The organism is Patescibacteria group bacterium, from assembly GCA_028710985.1.
Lineage (GTDB): Bacteria > Patescibacteriota > Patescibacteriia > JAHJFT01 > JAHJFT01 > JAQTTB01.
Window position 1 is genome coordinate 612,943 of the sequence record JAQTTB010000001.1, and the last position, 15,750, is coordinate 628,692.

A 15,750-nucleotide genomic window follows, 5' to 3' on the forward strand; every position below is an offset into this window, starting at 1 on the left:
CTGCCTATTGAAAAAAATCTTGTTTTATTCTAAAATATGGGTACTTATGGCATTAACGCTTTATAGAAAATATCGGCCGCAAAAGTTCTCCGAAGTTACGAATCAGGAGCATGTTAAGATTACCCTGGAGAATCAGATAACCATGGGCCAGGTGGCTCATGCCTATCTTTTTGCCGGGCCGCGCGGCGTGGGCAAAACCACCCTGGCGCGCATTCTGGCTAAGGCGGTCAACTGCCTGGAGCGCAAAGACAAGGAATCCGAACCCTGCAACAAGTGCCGTTCCTGCGAAGAAATCGTGGCCAACCGGGCCATGGATATCGTGGAAATTGACGCCGCCTCCCACACCGGCGTCGAGAACGTGCGCGCCAATATTATTGAAAACGTCCGTTTTAGCCCGGTGAGCCTCAAGCACAAGGTTTTCATCATTGACGAGGCACATATGCTTTCAACCTCGGCGTTCAACGCCCTGCTTAAGACCCTGGAAGAGCCGCCCGAGCGCGTCATCTTTATTCTCGCCACCACCGAGGCGCACAAAATTCCATCCACCATTATTTCGCGCTGCCAGCGCTTTGATTTCAAAAAGATCAGCGTAAATGAAATCGCCAAGCGCCTTGAATATATTGTCGCCGAGGAGGGGATTAAGGTTGAGCGTCCGGTGCTTGAACGCATCGCCCGGCTTTCCGAGGGCTGCGTGCGCGATTCCGAAAGCCTGCTCGCGCAGATTCTCGCGCTTGATGATAAAAAGATTTCCATGGAGCAGGCCGAGCTTGTTTTGCCGCGCACGAATTTTGACCAGGTGATTGAATTCTTGTCCGCCGTGAGCCGCCGCGATGCTCGCTCCGGCGTTGAGCTCGTGAACCGGCTTGCCGAAGACGGAGTTGACATGCGGCAGTTTTCGTCCGAGTGCCTGGAATTTATGCGCAATCTTCTTCTTGCGAAAATCGCCGGGCAGAACGCCGAACTCATGGCCGGCTGGAGCACGGAAATTCAGAATACCATTAACCAGATTCTTTCGGCCTGGACAGCCGCGGATATTGCCCGCGTGATTGAGCTCATGCTCGTAAAACAGCACGACCTGAAATCCGCGTCGCCGGCGCAATTGCCGCTCGAGTTATTCGTGATTGAGGCAATCGGCGAGGAAGCGCCGTCTTTTAAGCCGGCAGAAAAGATTGCCGCCCCGGCTCCGGAAAAAAAATTCCGCGAACCCCGCCTGCCATGTCCGGCAAGGCCTGGCGGGCAGGCCCGCGTAAGCCTTGACCAAATTCATGAGAAGTGGCACGATTTCCTCTCCGGTCTTTCTGACGCCAATCAGTCGCTCAATCTGATATTGAGCGTGAGCAAGCCCACGGCAATGAACGGCGATACTTTGGAAATTGCTTGCAAATATAAATTTCATTGTGACCAGATTATGGCCGAACGCAACCGCCGCCCTGCCGAAGACGCGCTCTCCGCGCTGCTCGGCGAAAAAATTATGATTCAGGCCGTGGTGCAGGACGATTTGCCAGTTGAACTCGCCGAAGAAGTCCCGGCCGCCACGGTCAATTCCGCGCTCCAGGAATTCGGCGGAAAGGTGATTGAATGATTTTAAATATTCGGAGATCGTCTAACGGCAGCCTGTCCGCCTCGGGAGGAGACGCCAGGTTTCCGCCAAAGGCGGACAGGCCCGCCATAGGCGGGCATGCTGGCCCTGGTAACCTGCCTGCCGGCAGGCAGGTCATGGTTCTCCGCCAGCGGGTGGATTCGCCTCCGGCGAAGAATCCATTTGAATTTATGTCGTGCTTTATATACGTGATTATAAGTTGTAGCCACGGCAATAGATACGTCGGTAGTACTGATTGCGTCGAAAATAGGTTGGAAGAACACAATAGGGGAAGATGCCGCTATACATCAGGGAGAAGGCCGTGGGAGCTAGTCCACTCGGAGGAATTTGATACAAGAGCCGAAGCGATGAAACGAGAAAAATTTTTGAAATCAGGCCAGGGAAGAAAGTATTTAGATGAAATTTTAAAGAAGAAATAATATTCGGAGATCGTCTAATGGTAGGACGCCAGGTTCTGGCCCTGGTAATCATGGTTCGAATCCATGTCTCCGAGCCATCAAAAAAGACCACACGCGTGGCCTTTTTTGATTTATAATGATAAAATAAAATCATGCGCGAGCACGATCGTCGTTCAATCCGATTACCGACCTACGATTATAATTCGCCGGGCTATTATTATTTAACAATATGCACCGCCGATCGGTTATGCGTCTTTGGTCAAATCGAAGATAAGAAAATGGTTCTAAACGAAATTGGCAAAATTGCTGACAGACGGTGGAGGCAGATTCCGTTCCGTTTTCCGAATGTAAAATTAGATGTTTATGTCATCATGCCGAATCATATACACGGAATCGTACAAATAATGGATAACGACGCCGTAGGGGCGATTCATGAATCGCCCCTACACGGTCTGGAGAGGCGATGATAGAGATGCGGTTGATTCTATCGATTGAAAATGATATTATAGATACGATAAATATTAATCAGAACAATATGGAAAAACCAACATTCGAATCCGGCCCGGAGAGTGCCGAAGCCATTGAAAGTGAAATTGAGCGCCTTATCGGCGAGCTGGACAATTTTGATTTTGATGATTATTCGGCCGTTGTGCAGGATGAATGGTATGCGGTTGAAGAGGAAGCGCAGGTTGGCAAGGACCGGTCCGGGGCAAAGGCGCGCCTGGAAGAATTTATAAAATATTTAAAAGAACATAGCAAAAAATAATATGAGGACACCACTTATCATTCTCGCTGTCATCGTCGTCATCGGCCTCGGAGTATATCTTTATATGGCCATGGGAACCGTGGTCAATGCGCCGACCGGAGAACCGGGCGCCGTAATCCAACCCGGCCTTACTCTGGAGCAGGCGCGCGCCATTGCCGTGGCGAGCGATTGCGCCGCCGAGGGCCCGATCACGGACAATTCCTTTTATAATGAAAATTCCAAAACCTGGTGGTTTGATATGGATATCGAAAAAACCGGCTGCGCGCCGGCCTGCGTAGTGAGCGAAGAAACGCGTACCGCGGAAATCAACTGGCGCTGCACCGGATTAATTATTCCGGAATAAATTTTACCGTTAAAAAATAAATAATTAATTTTTTTAATAAATAATTATGAAAGGTTTCAACGCCAACATCGAGAAAGAGACCCTGGAGAACGCGAATTTCCGCAAGGTCCTCTACACCGGCAAGCACAGCCAGCTCGTGCTGATGAGCCTTAAGCCGCTTGAAGAAATCGGCATGGAGACGCATACCGATAATGACCAGTTCTTCCGTTTTGAAGCGGGCCAGGGCAAATGCGTGATTGACGGCAATGAATATGAATTATCCAACGGTTCGGTGATTATCGTGCCGGCCGGCGCCGAGCATAACATCATTAATACCTCGGATGCCGAAGATCTCAAGCTTTACACTATTTATTCTCCGGCCCACCACAAAGACGGCGTGGTGCGCGCGACCAAAGAAGAGGCCGCGGCCGACAGCCCGGAGTTTGACGGCGTGACCACCGAATAACGCGTTAATAAAAAAATCCCTTCCTGAACGGAGGGATTTTTTATTTATATTCTAAGCCGCCTTTTTTGCGTGGTTGCCGTTGAACGGCATATATTTATAGTATATTAACTTGATAATCTCGCTTAATATTAGATAGGCAATAATCATGCCGAAGACAATCATGAGCGGCTGAACCGGCGGAGCGGCGAAGTGGAAAAGATCGTGGCCGGCTCCGGTAAATGGCAGGATAATCGTAATCGCGGCGCTTAGGATCGCAAGCAGCGCCACCGAGCGGCTCGGCGGAGCGGCGCGTAAAAAGAAATGCCGCGTCCGGATTGAAAAAATCAGTACAATTTCGGTTAAAATGCTTTCAATAAACCAAAGGGTGCGCAGGAGTTCGGGCCCGAGCTTATTGAATAATCCGAAAAAAATAAAATCAAAAATCGTGCTCACCATGGCAAGAAAAATAATCAATGTCATGGCCTGGCCAATGGGGCTGGATTTCGGCTTGCGGAGCTCCTCCACGTCAACCTTGTCGGTCGCCACGGAAATCAGGGGAAAATCGGAGAGCAGATTGGCAAGCAGAATCTGCACCGGCAGCATGGGGAGATAGGGGATAAAGAGAGAGATCGCGGCGATTGAATAAAAATTGCCGAAGTTTGAGGCCAGGGTGCATTTTATATATTTATTGATGTTGGAAAAGATATTCCGGCCGTGACGGATGCCGTTCACAATTACGCGCAGGTCTTTTTTTAAGAGCACAATATCCGCTGCCTCGCGCGAAACATCGGCCGCGTCTTTTACCGCGATTGCCACGTTGGCGATCTTGAGAGCCGGAGCGTCGTTGATGCCTTCGCCCAAAAATCCGACTTCATAATCTTTTTGCAGAGTCCGGATAATTTTATATTTCGTCTCTGGCGAAATCCGCGCGAACACGGAAAATTCGCGGCAGGCCTTTTCAAGTTTTGAATTTTTTAAAGAGTCAATCGTCTCGCCCAGTATTACCTTACTTGGATCGTCAATTAACCCGACCTCGCATCCCACGGCGCCGGCAACCTCCTTGCTGTCGCCGGTCAGAATCTTAATCTTCACGCCGAGTTTGTCGGCAAGCCGGATTGATTCACGGGCGGTTTCCTTGAGCGGATCATGGAAGGAGACGTAGCCCAGAAAAGTCAGGCCGTTCTCGTCTTCGGTCGTGTAGTCGTCCCGGTCGACAATTTTATAGCCAATGGCCAGTGTGCGGTTGCCGGCTTTTTCATCTTCTTTGATTTCTTCAAGTGAAATACGGCGGGTGTTGTGATTTTCAAATTTCGTGCAGAGCGACAGGATTGCCTCCGGCGCGCCTCGCACGATGAGCAGATTGCCGCCCCCATTGTTTGCGAACAGGGCGCTGTTGCGGAGCCGCGCGAAATCAAACGGCAGTTTTGCGAGAAATTTAAATTTCTTTATTGCCTGCCGTACGCCGGCCGGCGCGTTTTCAAAAATTCCCTGGTCGAACGGATTGAAGAGCGACTTTTTCGAATCTTCGGCAAGTGGGGAGCCGAGAAGCCCGTAGAGCAGACAGCGCTCGCGGTCCGGGGAATGGATGTCCACCAGCTCGAGCTTGTTTTCGGTGAGAGTGCCGGTTTTATCCGTGCAGAGCACTTCGATGTCGCCCATGTCCTCAATCGCCGAAAGCCGCTTCACCACCACCTTGTCTTTCGCCATTTCGAGTGAACCGTGCGAAAGCGCGAAGGTTACAACCACGGGGAGCGCTTCGGGTATGATGCTGACGATAAGCGCGATGCAGAATATCAGAAATTCCAGGTTGTTGGCTCCGCCCTTGATGATGAGATTTGCGACAAAAATTAAGACAATCGTGGCGACAATAATTTTTAAAATAAACCGGCTGAATTTGAGAATGTATTTTTCATAGGCGCTCTCGCGGTTCACGCCGGCGACCAGCTTGGCGATCTCTCCCATTGCCGAAGACCGGCCGGTTCCGATGACCGCGCCCGTCGCCTCGCCGGAAACGACCGAAGTGCCGCCAAAAATAATATTGCTTGCCGCGAATATCTCGCGCGTCTCGCGTTCGAGCGGTTCCGGATTTTTTGAAACCGGCGCCGACTCGCCGGTCAGCACCGATTCGTCAATCAAAAAATTCTGCGCCCGCACCAGGCGGAGGTCGGCCGGCACCACATCCCCGGCTTCAAGCATTACGATATCGCCGTGCACCAGCTCCCGTTTGTCAACAAATTTTTCCGCGCCCTGGCGCATGATGCGGACTCGGGTGGGGATATATTTCTTGAGTAGCGCGACCGCGCGTTCGGCTTTTGACTCCTGCATAAATCCCAGGCCGGTGTTAAGGGCGATAAAAGAGAATATTACCAGGCCGTCCACGATTTCACCGATGACCAGGGCCACGAGTCCGGCGGCGAGCAGCAGATAAAAAAACGGCGATTTGAACTGCCGGAGCAGGATATCGAACGGACCGGTTTCCCGGGCGCTGATTTCGTTTGGCCCGCCTTCCGCGAGCCGCCGCCGCGCTTCGGCGTCCCTTAGCCCCGATTCGCTGGTTTTTAAATCCGCGAGTACCTGCGTTACGATTTTTACGGTGTAGTTTGAAAATTTCATGCATTTATTATATCAAATTGCACGCCAAACTGCATGGGGACGCCCGATTTCATCAAAATACCGCTCGGTGCTATAATACTGTTCAAGGGGAGGAAATCATTTTAAAAAATTAATAATTAAGCCAAATAAGTATGGAATTTCTAATCTCAATCGGCAGGGCGATTGCCGAGGCGTGGTCGGATCTCATTGATAAGCTCATTGAATTTCTGCCCAGCCTGGTTGCCGCGTTAATCGTGCTGATTATTGGCATCCTAATTGCCAAAGCCCTCGGTCAGTTGGTGCGCAAGATCATCCGCGCCATCAAGATTGACCAGTTTATTAAAAAAATTAATATCGTGCATAAAATCGAACAGGCCGGCACGATCGTTGATTTTTCATATATCCTTGGCTGGCTCGTTAAGTGGTTTTTATACATCGTGCTTCTTATCGCGGTTTCCGAGATTCTGAGCCTTGGTCAGTTCACCCTGTTCCTCCGCGACATCGCGCTCTATGTACCGAACGTAATCATTGCAGTGCTTATACTAGTGGTCGGTTTGGTGCTTGGCGAATTCATTAATACTTTGATCGTCAGCATCCTCAAGGGCACTAAAGCGAAACTCGGCGCTTTGGCCGGCACGGTTGCCAAGTGGTCAATCTTCATTTTCGCGACCCTCGCCGCCCTGATTCAGCTCGGCGTGGCCGTTGCCCTGATCCAGACGCTTTTCACCGCCATCGTGGTGACAATCGCGCTTTCGGCCGGCCTTGCCTTTGGCCTTGGCGGACGCGACGCAGCAAGAGAATTTATTGAGAAAGTAAGAAAAGACCTCCGAGAATAGTTAAACATTCAATTTTACAAAAACGGCCCCGGTTATGACGGGGTCGTTTTATATATGTGGATAAGTAGTTTTGACAAAAATTCATTATGAATATATATTCATAATATAACTACGAAACGTGATCCGAGGGGATTATGCCAAATCTTGAAAAAATCAAGGAAGTCATGTTCGGCCCCAAGCCGCTGAAGACGCCTCGTTATGAGGGCGTTCCTCGCCAATGGGGCTGGAGCACGGAATTCATCTATCGCTGGCGGAATACGACCGCCGAAAATTTGGAACGGCGATTCGTGGCAAGCTTCCGCTGAGTAACGGCAAAATAACCGTGTAGAGACGCGACATGTCGCGTCTCTACACGGTTATTTGTCTCCCAAAAACAAAAACAAAAAAAATAGAAAAATATGGCAAGACCCCGCCTCAAACGGAGGGTTCAATTTACGCCCAAAGCTACCTCGTTCAAGCCCGACGTTCCTGGCGAGGGTTTTTTTGATTATATTGAACTCACGCTTGAGGAAGCCGAAGCCATTCGTCTCAAAAACGTTGAAGGTCTGGACCAGATTCCGGCGGCCCGCGCCATGAGGACATCGCAAGCCACTTTTCACCGAATCTTAAAATCCGCCTATCGCAAAATTGGGGACGCCATTGTCCATGGCCGCGTCATTAAAATACGTTGAATCATGAATCAGGAATCATGAATCAGGAATCGCAGCATAGAAAGACCCTGATTCCTAATTCCTGATTCCTGATTCCTCATGCTAAGCAACGCTGCGCATTCGGTATTCTAAACAGTCTCAAAATAGAGTATAATATACTCAAATATGAACAGGGGGAATGAACAAAAACAAAAAAACGCGCTTCAGGCGTGGGTGGTTACGGTTGACATGGGTTACGGCCATCAGCGCGCCACCTGGCCGCTTCGCGGCATGGCGCTGGATCGCGAAATCATCGTGGCCAATGACTATGAGGGCATTCCGCGCCGCGACCGGTTTATCTGGAAAAATTCGCGCAAGATGTACGAGACGATTTCCCGTATAAAAAAAGTGCCCTGGATCGGTCAAAAGATTTTTAACTTGATGGATAAGCAGCAGCAGATTCCGTGGTTTTATCCGCGCCGCGATCTTTCCGAGCCGTCGGGCCAGGTCAGACAATATTACTGGGCAATGCGCCGCCTTGGGTGGGGCAAGCACCTTATCAATTATCTTAATGCCAAGCCTCTGCCATTGGTTACCTCTTTTCCGGTAGTTGCGTTCATGGCAGAGTTTTTTGGTTTCAAAAAAGACATTTATCTGATTGTTACCGACACGGATATCAGTCGCGCCTGGGCCGCGCTTGTCCCAAAGAAAAGCCGGGTTAATTATTTTGCTTCCAATCCGCGCGCCATCGAGCGGCTCAAAATGTACGGCGTTAAGTCCGAACGGATTTACATGACCGGTTTTCCGCTTTCAAAATCCCTAGTTGGCGGGCCGTCGCTCGCGATTATAAAAAAAGACTTGGCTCAAAGGCTTTATAATTTGGATCCAAAGAGAAATTATATTTCAAAATACCGCCATACTATCGAGTACCAGCTTGGCAAGCGATATTTTCCGTGCAAGCCGCCGCGCCGGCCGCTTACCATCACTTTCGCTGTTGGCGGCGCAGGGGCACAGAAGGATTTGGGCATTGCCATTTGCCGCAGTCTGAAAAAAGAAATCTTTAAAAAACAACTGGTAATCAATCTTGTTGCCGGCTCGCGAAACGAAGTTGCCATCTATTTTCGCCGCCGGTTGGAAAAAGCGGGTCTAAAAAACCAAATCGGAAAAGGAGTGAAGATTCATTATGAAACCAGCAAAGAAAAATATTTTGATAAATTTGATCAGTTGCTTCATACTACCGACATCCTCTGGACCAAGCCGAGTGAATTAAGTTTTTACGCCGGACTCGGTATTCCGATTATCATGACTCCGCCGGTTGGCTCGCAGGAATTTTTTAATCGTATCTGGCTTAAAACCATGGGCGCGGGCATGACTCAGTATCCACCAAGCCTTTCCAATGAGTGGCTCTTTGAATGGCTGGATTCCGGCTGGCTGGCCAAGGCCGCCATGCAGGGATTCTTGGAGGCCCCTAAGCTCGGCACTTACAGTATTGAAGAAGTGATCTTTCGCAAGCATGTCTTGCGCGAACCGCACGTAATTTTGCGATACTGATATCGATAAACGCAAAGGTCGATAAAATGTTAGAAATACGAAAATAAATAATTATGCAAAAAACCAACACATTCGGTTTCACGCTCGTAGAGCTCCTGATCGTCGTCGTCATTATCGGCATCTTGGCTGCGGTTGTGTATTTCGCCCTTGACCCGACCCGCCGCTTTGGCGAGAGCCGCGACGCCACCCGCTGGAGCGAAGTGAACGCCATGCTGAACGCCGTGCTAAAATATCAGATTGATTATGACGGTGATTTGCCGGCCGGTATTGACAGCGCTTCTACCACCGCGCAGGTTCTTGGCGCAAACGCCAGCGGCTGTGACAGTGGCTGTACCAATGGAGGTACAACGGTTTCCGCGTGTTTGGATCTCTCGGATAGTTTAGTCAATAAATATATCGATTCTATTCCAGAGGATCCAAGGACCGGGACCCCTGGTTTTACGGATTATTATCTCAATAAATCCGCCAACGGCGGCATCACGGTCGGTGCTTGCGATCCGGAACAGACCGCGGCAATCTCGGTTACTCGATAAAAAATAAAATTAAATAAAAAAAATATGAAAAAGAAAAAAAATAAAAAATGCTGCTGCAATTCGGCCTGGATTGGCCTCACTTCAGCGGTCGGCGAAATTGCCTATGTCGCGCTCGTGGTGCTCTTCTTCTGGCTTGCCGACGAGATGACATTCGGCAATATGGAATTTATTGGCGTGGGGCTGTTTCTCCTGGTCTTTGTTTTTTCGGCCATAGTTTCGGGCTCAATCCTGATCGTGTATCCGGCCGTGCTCGTCCTGCGCGGTGAAGTGAAGAGAGGGCTTACCATTCTTGCCTGGACAGCGGTGTTCCTGTTTGGCTTCATCGCCCTGGGCATGATCGGCGGGATATTGATGGTATAGTCGGAGTGTTGGGGCCGCATATATGCGACCCTTACGAACGGTTTAGCTATAAAAATCGTCCCAATATTATTCGGGACGATTTTTTATTTTTAGAATTGCACCATGACCTCATTGCTGTATGCGCCGCACGAGCCGTTTTCATTATGCGCGCAGATGCGGAAATGGTACTCACCCGCGGCTTGAAGCGGGTAAAAATAATGCCGGCCGTACGAATAGGGGAAGTGGAAATAATTATCCGGTGGAAAAGTCGGATTCGTCGTTGTGCCTTGGATGATATTAAAGCCGTATGGCGATTCTATATTTTCAATTATCCAATTGAGATAAACGCCGCGTTCGTTCGGAGAGGCGTAGAGCAGAATTTTCGCCTCTTGTTTTATTTCAACCGGTTTGGCTGCCGGCGCGACTGGAGCCGCGGCTGCCGGTTCGGATGCCGCACCGACGACCGCCGGGGCGGTTTCAGCCGGAGCAAAGATGTTTTCCAGCCGGCCGAGTGGCTGGCCGGAGAGTGAATCAAGCTCGCGGTTCCATGAGTAAAATTCTATTGCCAGTTCGCTGTCCGTAATTGACGAAATTGAGGTTGATTGCTGTTTCGAGTCGGCGCGATTTTCGATCACCGCCTTTTCGCCTTGGAGCAGGATCCGCTCGCTGGTTCCGGACGCGCCGTACATTTTTAAATTCACATTGCTTTCAAGCGCCCGGACCGCAAGTAGGGTCGATTCATGAATCGACCCCGCGCCTTCAATTTCCACGCCAAAAGCCGTGCCGAGCGCCGTGGTCTCGGCATTGAGCGAGCGCACGGTGTAGACAAGTGAGCCGCTTTTACTCACGCGGCTGTAGCTCTCACCAACTATCTGCTGAATGATGATGGAGTTTTCATTGGCTTCTTCAACGATAATATGCGCGTTCGCGCCAAGCCGTATCGCGCTGCCGTCGCTGAAAGCAAGAACCGCGCGGCTTGCCTCGCCGGTACGTATTTGGCGCTGGGCCGTGACGAGCGTCTCCACGGCGGCAGATGCCCAATAATTATTTTCCCAAATTTCAACCGTTCCTTGCGTGTAAACAAGAGTTGCCATAATTGGCGCCCCGACGGGCGTCGGGGGCGGGATAATGAAATTATTATTTGTTATTACCGGGTCCGTTCCGAATGGCACAAAGAATCTGATTCCGAGATAAATAGCGAGCACGATCGCGGAGAAAGCGAACGTCAAACCCGAGGCGTAACGATAGATTGATTTTTTGCGCGCGACACGCTCCTGTTTTTCGTCGGCCCAGCCATAATACAGTTTCTCTTTCAGAGTTTCGGCAAAAAAAGCGTCAATTTCAATATTCCTTGAGTCAACGAGTCGGGTCTGGGCGAGTTTGCCGCCCAACTCAAAAAGCTCCTTATCTTCCGGGCCCAATTTTTCGGGTCGGCTGTCAAGAAAGGCTTTATTTAATTTATTGGCGTTAAAATTCAGCATATTCGTCGGTTTGTAGTAAATTTACGCGCTCGGCGATTTGACGCAGAGATTTGAGCGCGCGGTGCACTCGCACGGCGACCGCGCTCGCGCGGCAGCCCAGGATTACGGCAATTTCGTGATTATCCAATTCTTCAAAGAATTTAAGCGATAACACTTCCTGATATTCGGGCTTGAGCTGGTCCAGACACTCCCGAAGTTCCTCGCCGGTTTCCAAGAGGCAGACGCTTTCCTGGGGAGAAATCGGACAAGTGTCAGCCACGCGTTCGCGGATAACTTCCGGATCCATGGCCCATTCTTTCTTTTTCCGGGCGTTGTCAATAATAACGTTGGTGGCAATGCGGTATATCCAGGCTCCAAAGCTGATGCCGCGCTCCTCGTAGCGTCCCAGGTTCGCGAGCGCCTTAGCGAATGTCTGCGAGGTCAGATCCTCGGCTTCCTGGCGATGTCCGACGCGGTTCATGATGTATCCGAAGATTTTTGGCAAATAGTAATAGTACAGCTCTTCAAAAGCTTGCATGTTCCTTTTTGCCTGAATGACGAGCAAACGCTCTTTGTTGCGGTCCATAGCCATAAATACAACGCAGAATTTACATTATAATTTCAGCAAGAATTAGTCAAATTAAATAAAAAATTTTCCCAGGTCCGGGAAAATTTTATTATTATTATTTTCGTTGGTTTTGTTCAACCATTTTTCGGATTGCCTCGAGCGCCCGAAGCTTCCGGGCGGTTTTATCGGCGCGTTCCTTGGGGCCGTGCGCGTTCTGATAGTCAAAAGATGCCTGAGTTTCGGATATACAGGTAAGGAGTGGAGAAGCCTCGGGATCGCTAATGTTAATGCTTTTCCAATTGTCATTTTGAATATCTCGGAGAAGCTGCTGCAGATCTTCGGATTCTTTTTTAAAATCTCGGGCCGCTTCGGCGTCGCTTTGCCGTTCGGCATCAATAACCAGCGTCTGTTTATCATCAATCATTTTTCCAAGCCATCGTTCCGCCGCTTCAACCGACGCAGTACGAGCTTCTGCGCCGTGTTCGCTCGGCGTCAGACGAAATTTTTTCAGCATCTCTTGTTTAAATTCGTCAGCGGGCTGGGCGCTGTCACTCGAACCGACGTGGGCGCCGCCTTCTTCAGCCGGCACAAAATCGCTCGGATACGGTTCACTTATTGGCTCATGTTTTTCTGGCATAATATTTAATTTTGAATTTAAAATTTTGAATTTCGAATTTAGGTTTTTTGATTTTGAAATTAAGAATTCGAAATTCAAAATTCTAAAATGCCTCTGCCCAATGCTCAGATACTTCAACCTCGAGTTCAAGATAAACTTTTTTTTGCGTAATTGCTTCGATATCGCGCCGCGCCGATTGGCCGATCGATTTTATCATGTGGCCGCCCTTTCCAACAATCATTCCCTTGTAACGCGGCGTGTGTGTTAGTATGCGCGCCCTGATATAGAGTACGCCGGTTTCTCGTTCCTCGATTTCATCAACCTCAACATTCGTTGAATAAGGAAGCTCCTGATGCAGTCTCATAAAAACTTTTTCACGGATGAGTTCGGCGAACCAGAGTTTATTTTCAACGTTCGTGAGCTGGTGCTCGGGATAGAATGGTTCACCCTCGGGCAGCACATCCAGAACCTTTTCCATCAGGAGGCCGAGATTCTTGGCATCAATCGCCGAAACCGAAATCATATCGTTGAAATTTTTTGCAAGCGCTTTATATTCCTCAATGAACGGGGGATTGGGAATATCGGATTTATTTATAACCAAAAATTTAGGTTTATTTATCGTGTCAACCAAGGCGAGGAGCTCACGTTCTTCCGGGCCGATTGGTTTGGTCGGGTCAATGACATAAATCAGGGCGTCGATATTTCTCATTGATTCGCGTGCGCGTACATTTAATTTTTTTGTCAAAATATCCTTGCCCTTGTGGAAAATGCCGGGCGTGTCAATAAAAACAATCTGCCCGCGCTTGTGGTGCACGATGCCCTGGAGCGCGTGCCGGGTGGTTTGCGGCTTTGGCGTGGTGATGGCGACCTTGGTGCCGACCAGCGCATTTAGAAGCGTTGATTTGCCGACATTTGACCGGCCGACGAGAACCACGAAGCCGGATTTTTTATCCGGAATATCCATATTTCTTATATAAATCTACAATATTTTTAGTGATTTGTCAATGTTTGGTAGGGAACAAAATCATTGAAAATTGAGCGGTTTTGTGATACAATCTCATAAAATATGCTAAGCATCATAATCCCAACCTATAACGAAGAACAGCTTCTGCCGCGTCTGCTCGCTTCCATCAAGGAGCAGGATTATTGCGATTACGAAATAATTGTGGCTGATGCCGCCTCAAGCGATCGTACGCCCGCGATTGCCGCCGAATTCGGCGCGCGCGTGGTGCCAGGCGGATTGCCGCCGGTGGGACGCAATCGCGGCGCCGCGACGACCACGGGCGAGAAGATTCTGTTTTTGGATGCGGACGTGGTTTTGCCGCGCCGCGATTTTCTCTCCAGCGCGATCCAGGAGTTCGATTCGCGCGCCCTGGATATCGCCACCTGCCGGGTCGATCCGATAGGCGACAAAAAAATCGATAAGTTGTTTCATTGGTTTTATAATTTTTACACCGCGTGTCTGGCTTCAATCCGACCGCACGCCCCTGGGTTTTGCATTCTGGTGCGCCGCCATCTGCATGAAAAACTGGGCGGTTTTGACGAAGAAATCAAGCTCGCCGAAGACCAGGATTATTCCCAGCGCGCCGCCAAACTCGGACAATTCGGCTTTCTTTCCGAATATCTGCCGGTTTCCACGCGCCGGTTTGAACGCGACGGCCGGCTCAATGTCATCTTCAAATATGTTATCTGCGAGTTTTATATGATGCTTTTCGGCGGGCCGAAAAGTGACATATTCAAATATCGCTTCGGCTATCCGAAGGATAAAACATTAAAGTGAGTGTGTTTCACAAATATGAAACACGCTCATCCCGAGTCCCCCGCGGTGCGGGGGCGAGGGATCTCTGATATTCCAAATAAGGAATCCCGCTAAAAAAGTGATATGCGCCTAGAATTATCTAATAGTTTAAATTAAAAATATGCGGAGGAAAATTTTTATTTTCGCTTTTGCGATATTGTTTGCCCTTGGCGTCCAGCCGGCGTTTGCTTATACATACGACATTGGTATTCAGCAGGCCGGCATATTTTTTTCCAAAACCAGGCTCATTGCCGACGATCAGATTCGCATCTATGCGAGAATTCAGAATTACGGTACTACCGACGTGGCCGGCTATGTCGCGTTTTTCAAGGGAAATGAAAAGATCGGAGACTCGCAGGTCGTGACCGTGCGCGCCGGCGGTTTGGATGACGAAGTTTATGTTGATTTCACCGTGCCGCGTGGCATGTTTAATATCCGCGCCGAAATCAAGGGCCAGAATCCGGGGGACGAGAATCCGGCAAACGACGTGGAGATAACCACTATGTTGTATCCCGAGATTGATGACGACGGCGACGGTATTCCGAACGGCGACGACAATTGCGATAGCGTGGCCAATCCGGATCAGGAAGATACTGATCGTGACGGCTTAGGCGATGTCTGCGATCCGGATGATGATAATGACGGCGTGCCGGACGATCGGGAGCAGGACGAGGGCACCAACCCCACCGATCCGGATACCGACAATGATGGCTTTGACGATTCCGAAGATAGCTATCCACTTGACCCGGCCCGCCACGAGGTTCCGCCGGCCGAAACCGCTGAGTCTAGGCCCGAAGAACAACCCGAATCCCCGGCAAAAACCGAGGAACAAAGCACTCGGCAGGAAACCATCGCCGAGGATGAGGAGGTTGTAACCCCCGAAGAAACTCTGCCAGTCAAAGAACTTCCATCGCTCGGTAATCTGCAAATTTCTCCGTATGCTTCATTCAGTTTCTGTCGGCTTACCTGGAACCAGTATGAGTTTCAGGCCCTCGGCGCCATGCGCGAGAATTACACATATCACTGGGAGTTTGGCGACGGCGAGAACTCGGATTCGGAAAAGATATCTCACACGTTCGCGAAGAGCGGGGATTACACCGTCTCGCTTGAGGTCACCGACCTCGGCGGCAATATCGCGCGCGACGAAGTCTATATCTCAATCAGTTTTTTCAATTTTGACAACTGGAAACTCCGTGCGCTGGTCGGCGGATTTCTGGCGGCGGTCGTAATAATTCTCATTATTCTCGGCCGGATGGCGCAGAAAAGTCAGGAAAAACACGGAAGCACTAATAAGTAA

19 protein-coding genes and 1 tRNA gene are annotated in these 15,750 nt (G+C 49.8%); 15 read left to right on the forward strand and 5 right to left on the reverse strand.

What is annotated here, in order from left to right; translation table 11 throughout:
• Positions 1-46 precede the first annotated feature (46 nt).
• The 7 genes from dnaX (at position 47) to PHW53_03010 (ending at position 3,552) form a co-directional block, all read left to right on the forward strand.
• The gene (dnaX, locus tag PHW53_02980) at positions 47-1,582 is read left to right on the forward strand and encodes a DNA polymerase III subunit gamma/tau (GenBank protein ID MDD4995398.1); all 1,536 of its coding nucleotides are present in this window, start codon (positions 47-49) and stop codon (positions 1,580-1,582) included.
• 188 nt (positions 1,583-1,770) lie between these two features.
• On the forward strand, positions 1,771-2,019 hold the full coding sequence (locus tag PHW53_02985; GenBank protein ID MDD4995399.1) for a GIY-YIG nuclease family protein: 249 nt from the start codon (positions 1,771-1,773) through the stop codon (positions 2,017-2,019).
• 3 nt (positions 2,020-2,022) lie between these two features.
• A tRNA-Gln gene (locus PHW53_02990) sits at positions 2,023-2,096 on the forward strand.
• Positions 2,097-2,150: 54 nt separating this feature from the next.
• Positions 2,151-2,465, forward strand: coding sequence for a hypothetical protein (locus PHW53_02995; GenBank protein ID MDD4995400.1), 315 nt, complete (start codon positions 2,151-2,153; stop codon positions 2,463-2,465).
• A 68-nt stretch (positions 2,466-2,533) separates the two neighbouring features.
• The gene (locus PHW53_03000) at positions 2,534-2,764 is read left to right on the forward strand and encodes a hypothetical protein (GenBank protein MDD4995401.1); all 231 of its coding nucleotides are present in this window, start codon (positions 2,534-2,536) and stop codon (positions 2,762-2,764) included.
• Between the two features lies 1 nt (position 2,765).
• On the forward strand, positions 2,766-3,107 hold the full coding sequence (locus tag PHW53_03005; GenBank protein MDD4995402.1) for a hypothetical protein: 342 nt from the start codon (positions 2,766-2,768) through the stop codon (positions 3,105-3,107).
• Positions 3,108-3,153: 46 nt separating this feature from the next.
• Positions 3,154-3,552 carry a cupin domain-containing protein gene (locus tag PHW53_03010; GenBank protein ID MDD4995403.1) on the forward strand — a complete coding sequence of 133 codons (399 nt, stop codon included), beginning with the start codon at positions 3,154-3,156 and terminating at the stop codon, positions 3,550-3,552.
• Positions 3,553-3,603: 51 nt separating this feature from the next.
• Here the strand turns inward: PHW53_03010 and PHW53_03015 are convergent, their stop codons facing one another.
• On the reverse strand, positions 3,604-6,144 hold the full coding sequence (locus tag PHW53_03015; GenBank protein ID MDD4995404.1) for an HAD-IC family P-type ATPase: 2,541 nt from the start codon (positions 6,142-6,144) through the stop codon (positions 3,604-3,606).
• A 131-nt stretch (positions 6,145-6,275) separates the two neighbouring features.
• On the opposite strand from PHW53_03015, the gene PHW53_03020 reads away from it, so the two are divergent.
• From PHW53_03020 to PHW53_03045, 6 genes are all read left to right on the forward strand, one after another.
• The gene (locus PHW53_03020; protein MDD4995405.1) at positions 6,276-6,959 is read left to right on the forward strand and encodes a hypothetical protein; all 684 of its coding nucleotides are present in this window, start codon (positions 6,276-6,278) and stop codon (positions 6,957-6,959) included.
• A gap of 134 nt (positions 6,960-7,093) precedes the next feature.
• Entirely contained in the window at positions 7,094-7,264 is a 171-nt protein-coding gene (locus tag PHW53_03025) for a hypothetical protein (GenBank protein ID MDD4995406.1), read from the forward strand.
• A 93-nt stretch (positions 7,265-7,357) separates the two neighbouring features.
• Positions 7,358-7,630 (forward strand): DUF134 domain-containing protein, encoded by a 273-nt coding sequence (locus tag PHW53_03030; GenBank protein MDD4995407.1) that lies wholly within the window; start codon positions 7,358-7,360, stop codon positions 7,628-7,630.
• A 144-nt stretch (positions 7,631-7,774) separates the two neighbouring features.
• Positions 7,775-9,139 carry a hypothetical protein gene (locus PHW53_03035; GenBank protein ID MDD4995408.1) on the forward strand — a complete coding sequence of 455 codons (1,365 nt, stop codon included), beginning with the start codon at positions 7,775-7,777 and terminating at the stop codon, positions 9,137-9,139.
• A 53-nt stretch (positions 9,140-9,192) separates the two neighbouring features.
• The gene (locus PHW53_03040) at positions 9,193-9,672 is read left to right on the forward strand and encodes a type II secretion system protein (protein ID MDD4995409.1); all 480 of its coding nucleotides are present in this window, start codon (positions 9,193-9,195) and stop codon (positions 9,670-9,672) included.
• Positions 9,673-9,696: 24 nt separating this feature from the next.
• The gene (locus PHW53_03045) at positions 9,697-10,032 is read left to right on the forward strand and encodes a hypothetical protein (GenBank protein MDD4995410.1); all 336 of its coding nucleotides are present in this window, start codon (positions 9,697-9,699) and stop codon (positions 10,030-10,032) included.
• Between the two features lie 89 nt (positions 10,033-10,121).
• On the opposite strand, the gene PHW53_03050 is transcribed toward PHW53_03045, so the two are convergent.
• The 4 genes from PHW53_03050 to era all read right to left on the reverse strand — a co-directional run bounded on the left by PHW53_03050 (position 10,122) and on the right by era (position 13,619).
• Positions 10,122-11,492, reverse strand: a complete 1,371-nt coding sequence (locus tag PHW53_03050) for a FecR family protein (protein ID MDD4995411.1) — start codon at positions 11,490-11,492, stop codon at positions 10,122-10,124.
• Positions 11,479-12,063 (reverse strand): RNA polymerase sigma factor, encoded by a 585-nt coding sequence (locus PHW53_03055; GenBank protein MDD4995412.1) that lies wholly within the window; start codon positions 12,061-12,063, stop codon positions 11,479-11,481. Before PHW53_03055 ends, PHW53_03050 begins: the two co-directional genes overlap by 14 nt.
• Positions 12,064-12,154: 91 nt before the next feature.
• A complete protein-coding gene (locus PHW53_03060; protein MDD4995413.1) occupies positions 12,155-12,676 on the reverse strand; it encodes a hypothetical protein in 522 nt (173 codons plus the stop codon).
• 82 nt (positions 12,677-12,758) lie between these two features.
• Entirely contained in the window at positions 12,759-13,619 is an 861-nt protein-coding gene (gene era, locus PHW53_03065) for a GTPase Era (GenBank protein ID MDD4995414.1), read from the reverse strand.
• A gap of 102 nt (positions 13,620-13,721) precedes the next feature.
• Between era and PHW53_03070 the strand changes: the two genes are divergently transcribed.
• Together PHW53_03070 and PHW53_03075 are read left to right on the forward strand one after the other, a co-directional pair.
• Complete coding sequence (locus PHW53_03070; protein ID MDD4995415.1) at positions 13,722-14,435, forward strand: glycosyltransferase; 714 nt, start codon at positions 13,722-13,724, stop codon at positions 14,433-14,435.
• A 139-nt stretch (positions 14,436-14,574) separates the two neighbouring features.
• Positions 14,575-15,750, forward strand: coding sequence for a PKD domain-containing protein (locus PHW53_03075; GenBank protein ID MDD4995416.1), 1,176 nt, complete (start codon positions 14,575-14,577; stop codon positions 15,748-15,750).

What these genes read in the sequence shown, in the direction of transcription:
- dnaX (MDD4995398.1), top strand. Translation starts at nt 47, where the DNA reads ATGGCATTAACGCTTTATAGAAAATATCGGCCGCAAAAGTTCTCCGAA.
- PHW53_02985 (MDD4995399.1), top strand. Translation starts at nt 1,771, where the DNA reads ATGTCGTGCTTTATATACGTGATTATAAGTTGTAGCCACGGCAATAGA.
- PHW53_02995 (MDD4995400.1), top strand. Translation starts at nt 2,151, where the DNA reads ATGCGCGAGCACGATCGTCGTTCAATCCGATTACCGACCTACGATTAT.
- PHW53_03000 (MDD4995401.1), top strand. Translation starts at nt 2,534, where the DNA reads ATGGAAAAACCAACATTCGAATCCGGCCCGGAGAGTGCCGAAGCCATT.
- PHW53_03005 (MDD4995402.1), top strand. Translation starts at nt 2,766, where the DNA reads ATGAGGACACCACTTATCATTCTCGCTGTCATCGTCGTCATCGGCCTC.
- PHW53_03010 (MDD4995403.1), top strand. Translation starts at nt 3,154, where the DNA reads ATGAAAGGTTTCAACGCCAACATCGAGAAAGAGACCCTGGAGAACGCG.
- PHW53_03015 (MDD4995404.1), bottom strand. Translation starts at nt 6,144, where the DNA reads ATGAAATTTTCAAACTACACCGTAAAAATCGTAACGCAGGTACTCGCG.
- PHW53_03020 (MDD4995405.1), top strand. Translation starts at nt 6,276, where the DNA reads ATGGAATTTCTAATCTCAATCGGCAGGGCGATTGCCGAGGCGTGGTCG.
- PHW53_03025 (MDD4995406.1), top strand. Translation starts at nt 7,094, where the DNA reads ATGCCAAATCTTGAAAAAATCAAGGAAGTCATGTTCGGCCCCAAGCCG.
- PHW53_03030 (MDD4995407.1), top strand. Translation starts at nt 7,358, where the DNA reads ATGGCAAGACCCCGCCTCAAACGGAGGGTTCAATTTACGCCCAAAGCT.
- PHW53_03035 (MDD4995408.1), top strand. Translation starts at nt 7,775, where the DNA reads ATGAACAGGGGGAATGAACAAAAACAAAAAAACGCGCTTCAGGCGTGG.
- PHW53_03040 (MDD4995409.1), top strand. Translation starts at nt 9,193, where the DNA reads ATGCAAAAAACCAACACATTCGGTTTCACGCTCGTAGAGCTCCTGATC.
- PHW53_03045 (MDD4995410.1), top strand. Translation starts at nt 9,697, where the DNA reads ATGAAAAAGAAAAAAAATAAAAAATGCTGCTGCAATTCGGCCTGGATT.
- PHW53_03050 (MDD4995411.1), bottom strand. Translation starts at nt 11,492, where the DNA reads ATGCTGAATTTTAACGCCAATAAATTAAATAAAGCCTTTCTTGACAGC.
- PHW53_03055 (MDD4995412.1), bottom strand. Translation starts at nt 12,063, where the DNA reads ATGGCTATGGACCGCAACAAAGAGCGTTTGCTCGTCATTCAGGCAAAA.
- PHW53_03060 (MDD4995413.1), bottom strand. Translation starts at nt 12,676, where the DNA reads ATGCCAGAAAAACATGAGCCAATAAGTGAACCGTATCCGAGCGATTTT.
- era (MDD4995414.1), bottom strand. Translation starts at nt 13,619, where the DNA reads ATGGATATTCCGGATAAAAAATCCGGCTTCGTGGTTCTCGTCGGCCGG.
- PHW53_03070 (MDD4995415.1), top strand. Translation starts at nt 13,722, where the DNA reads ATGCTAAGCATCATAATCCCAACCTATAACGAAGAACAGCTTCTGCCG.
- PHW53_03075 (MDD4995416.1), top strand. Translation starts at nt 14,575, where the DNA reads ATGCGGAGGAAAATTTTTATTTTCGCTTTTGCGATATTGTTTGCCCTT.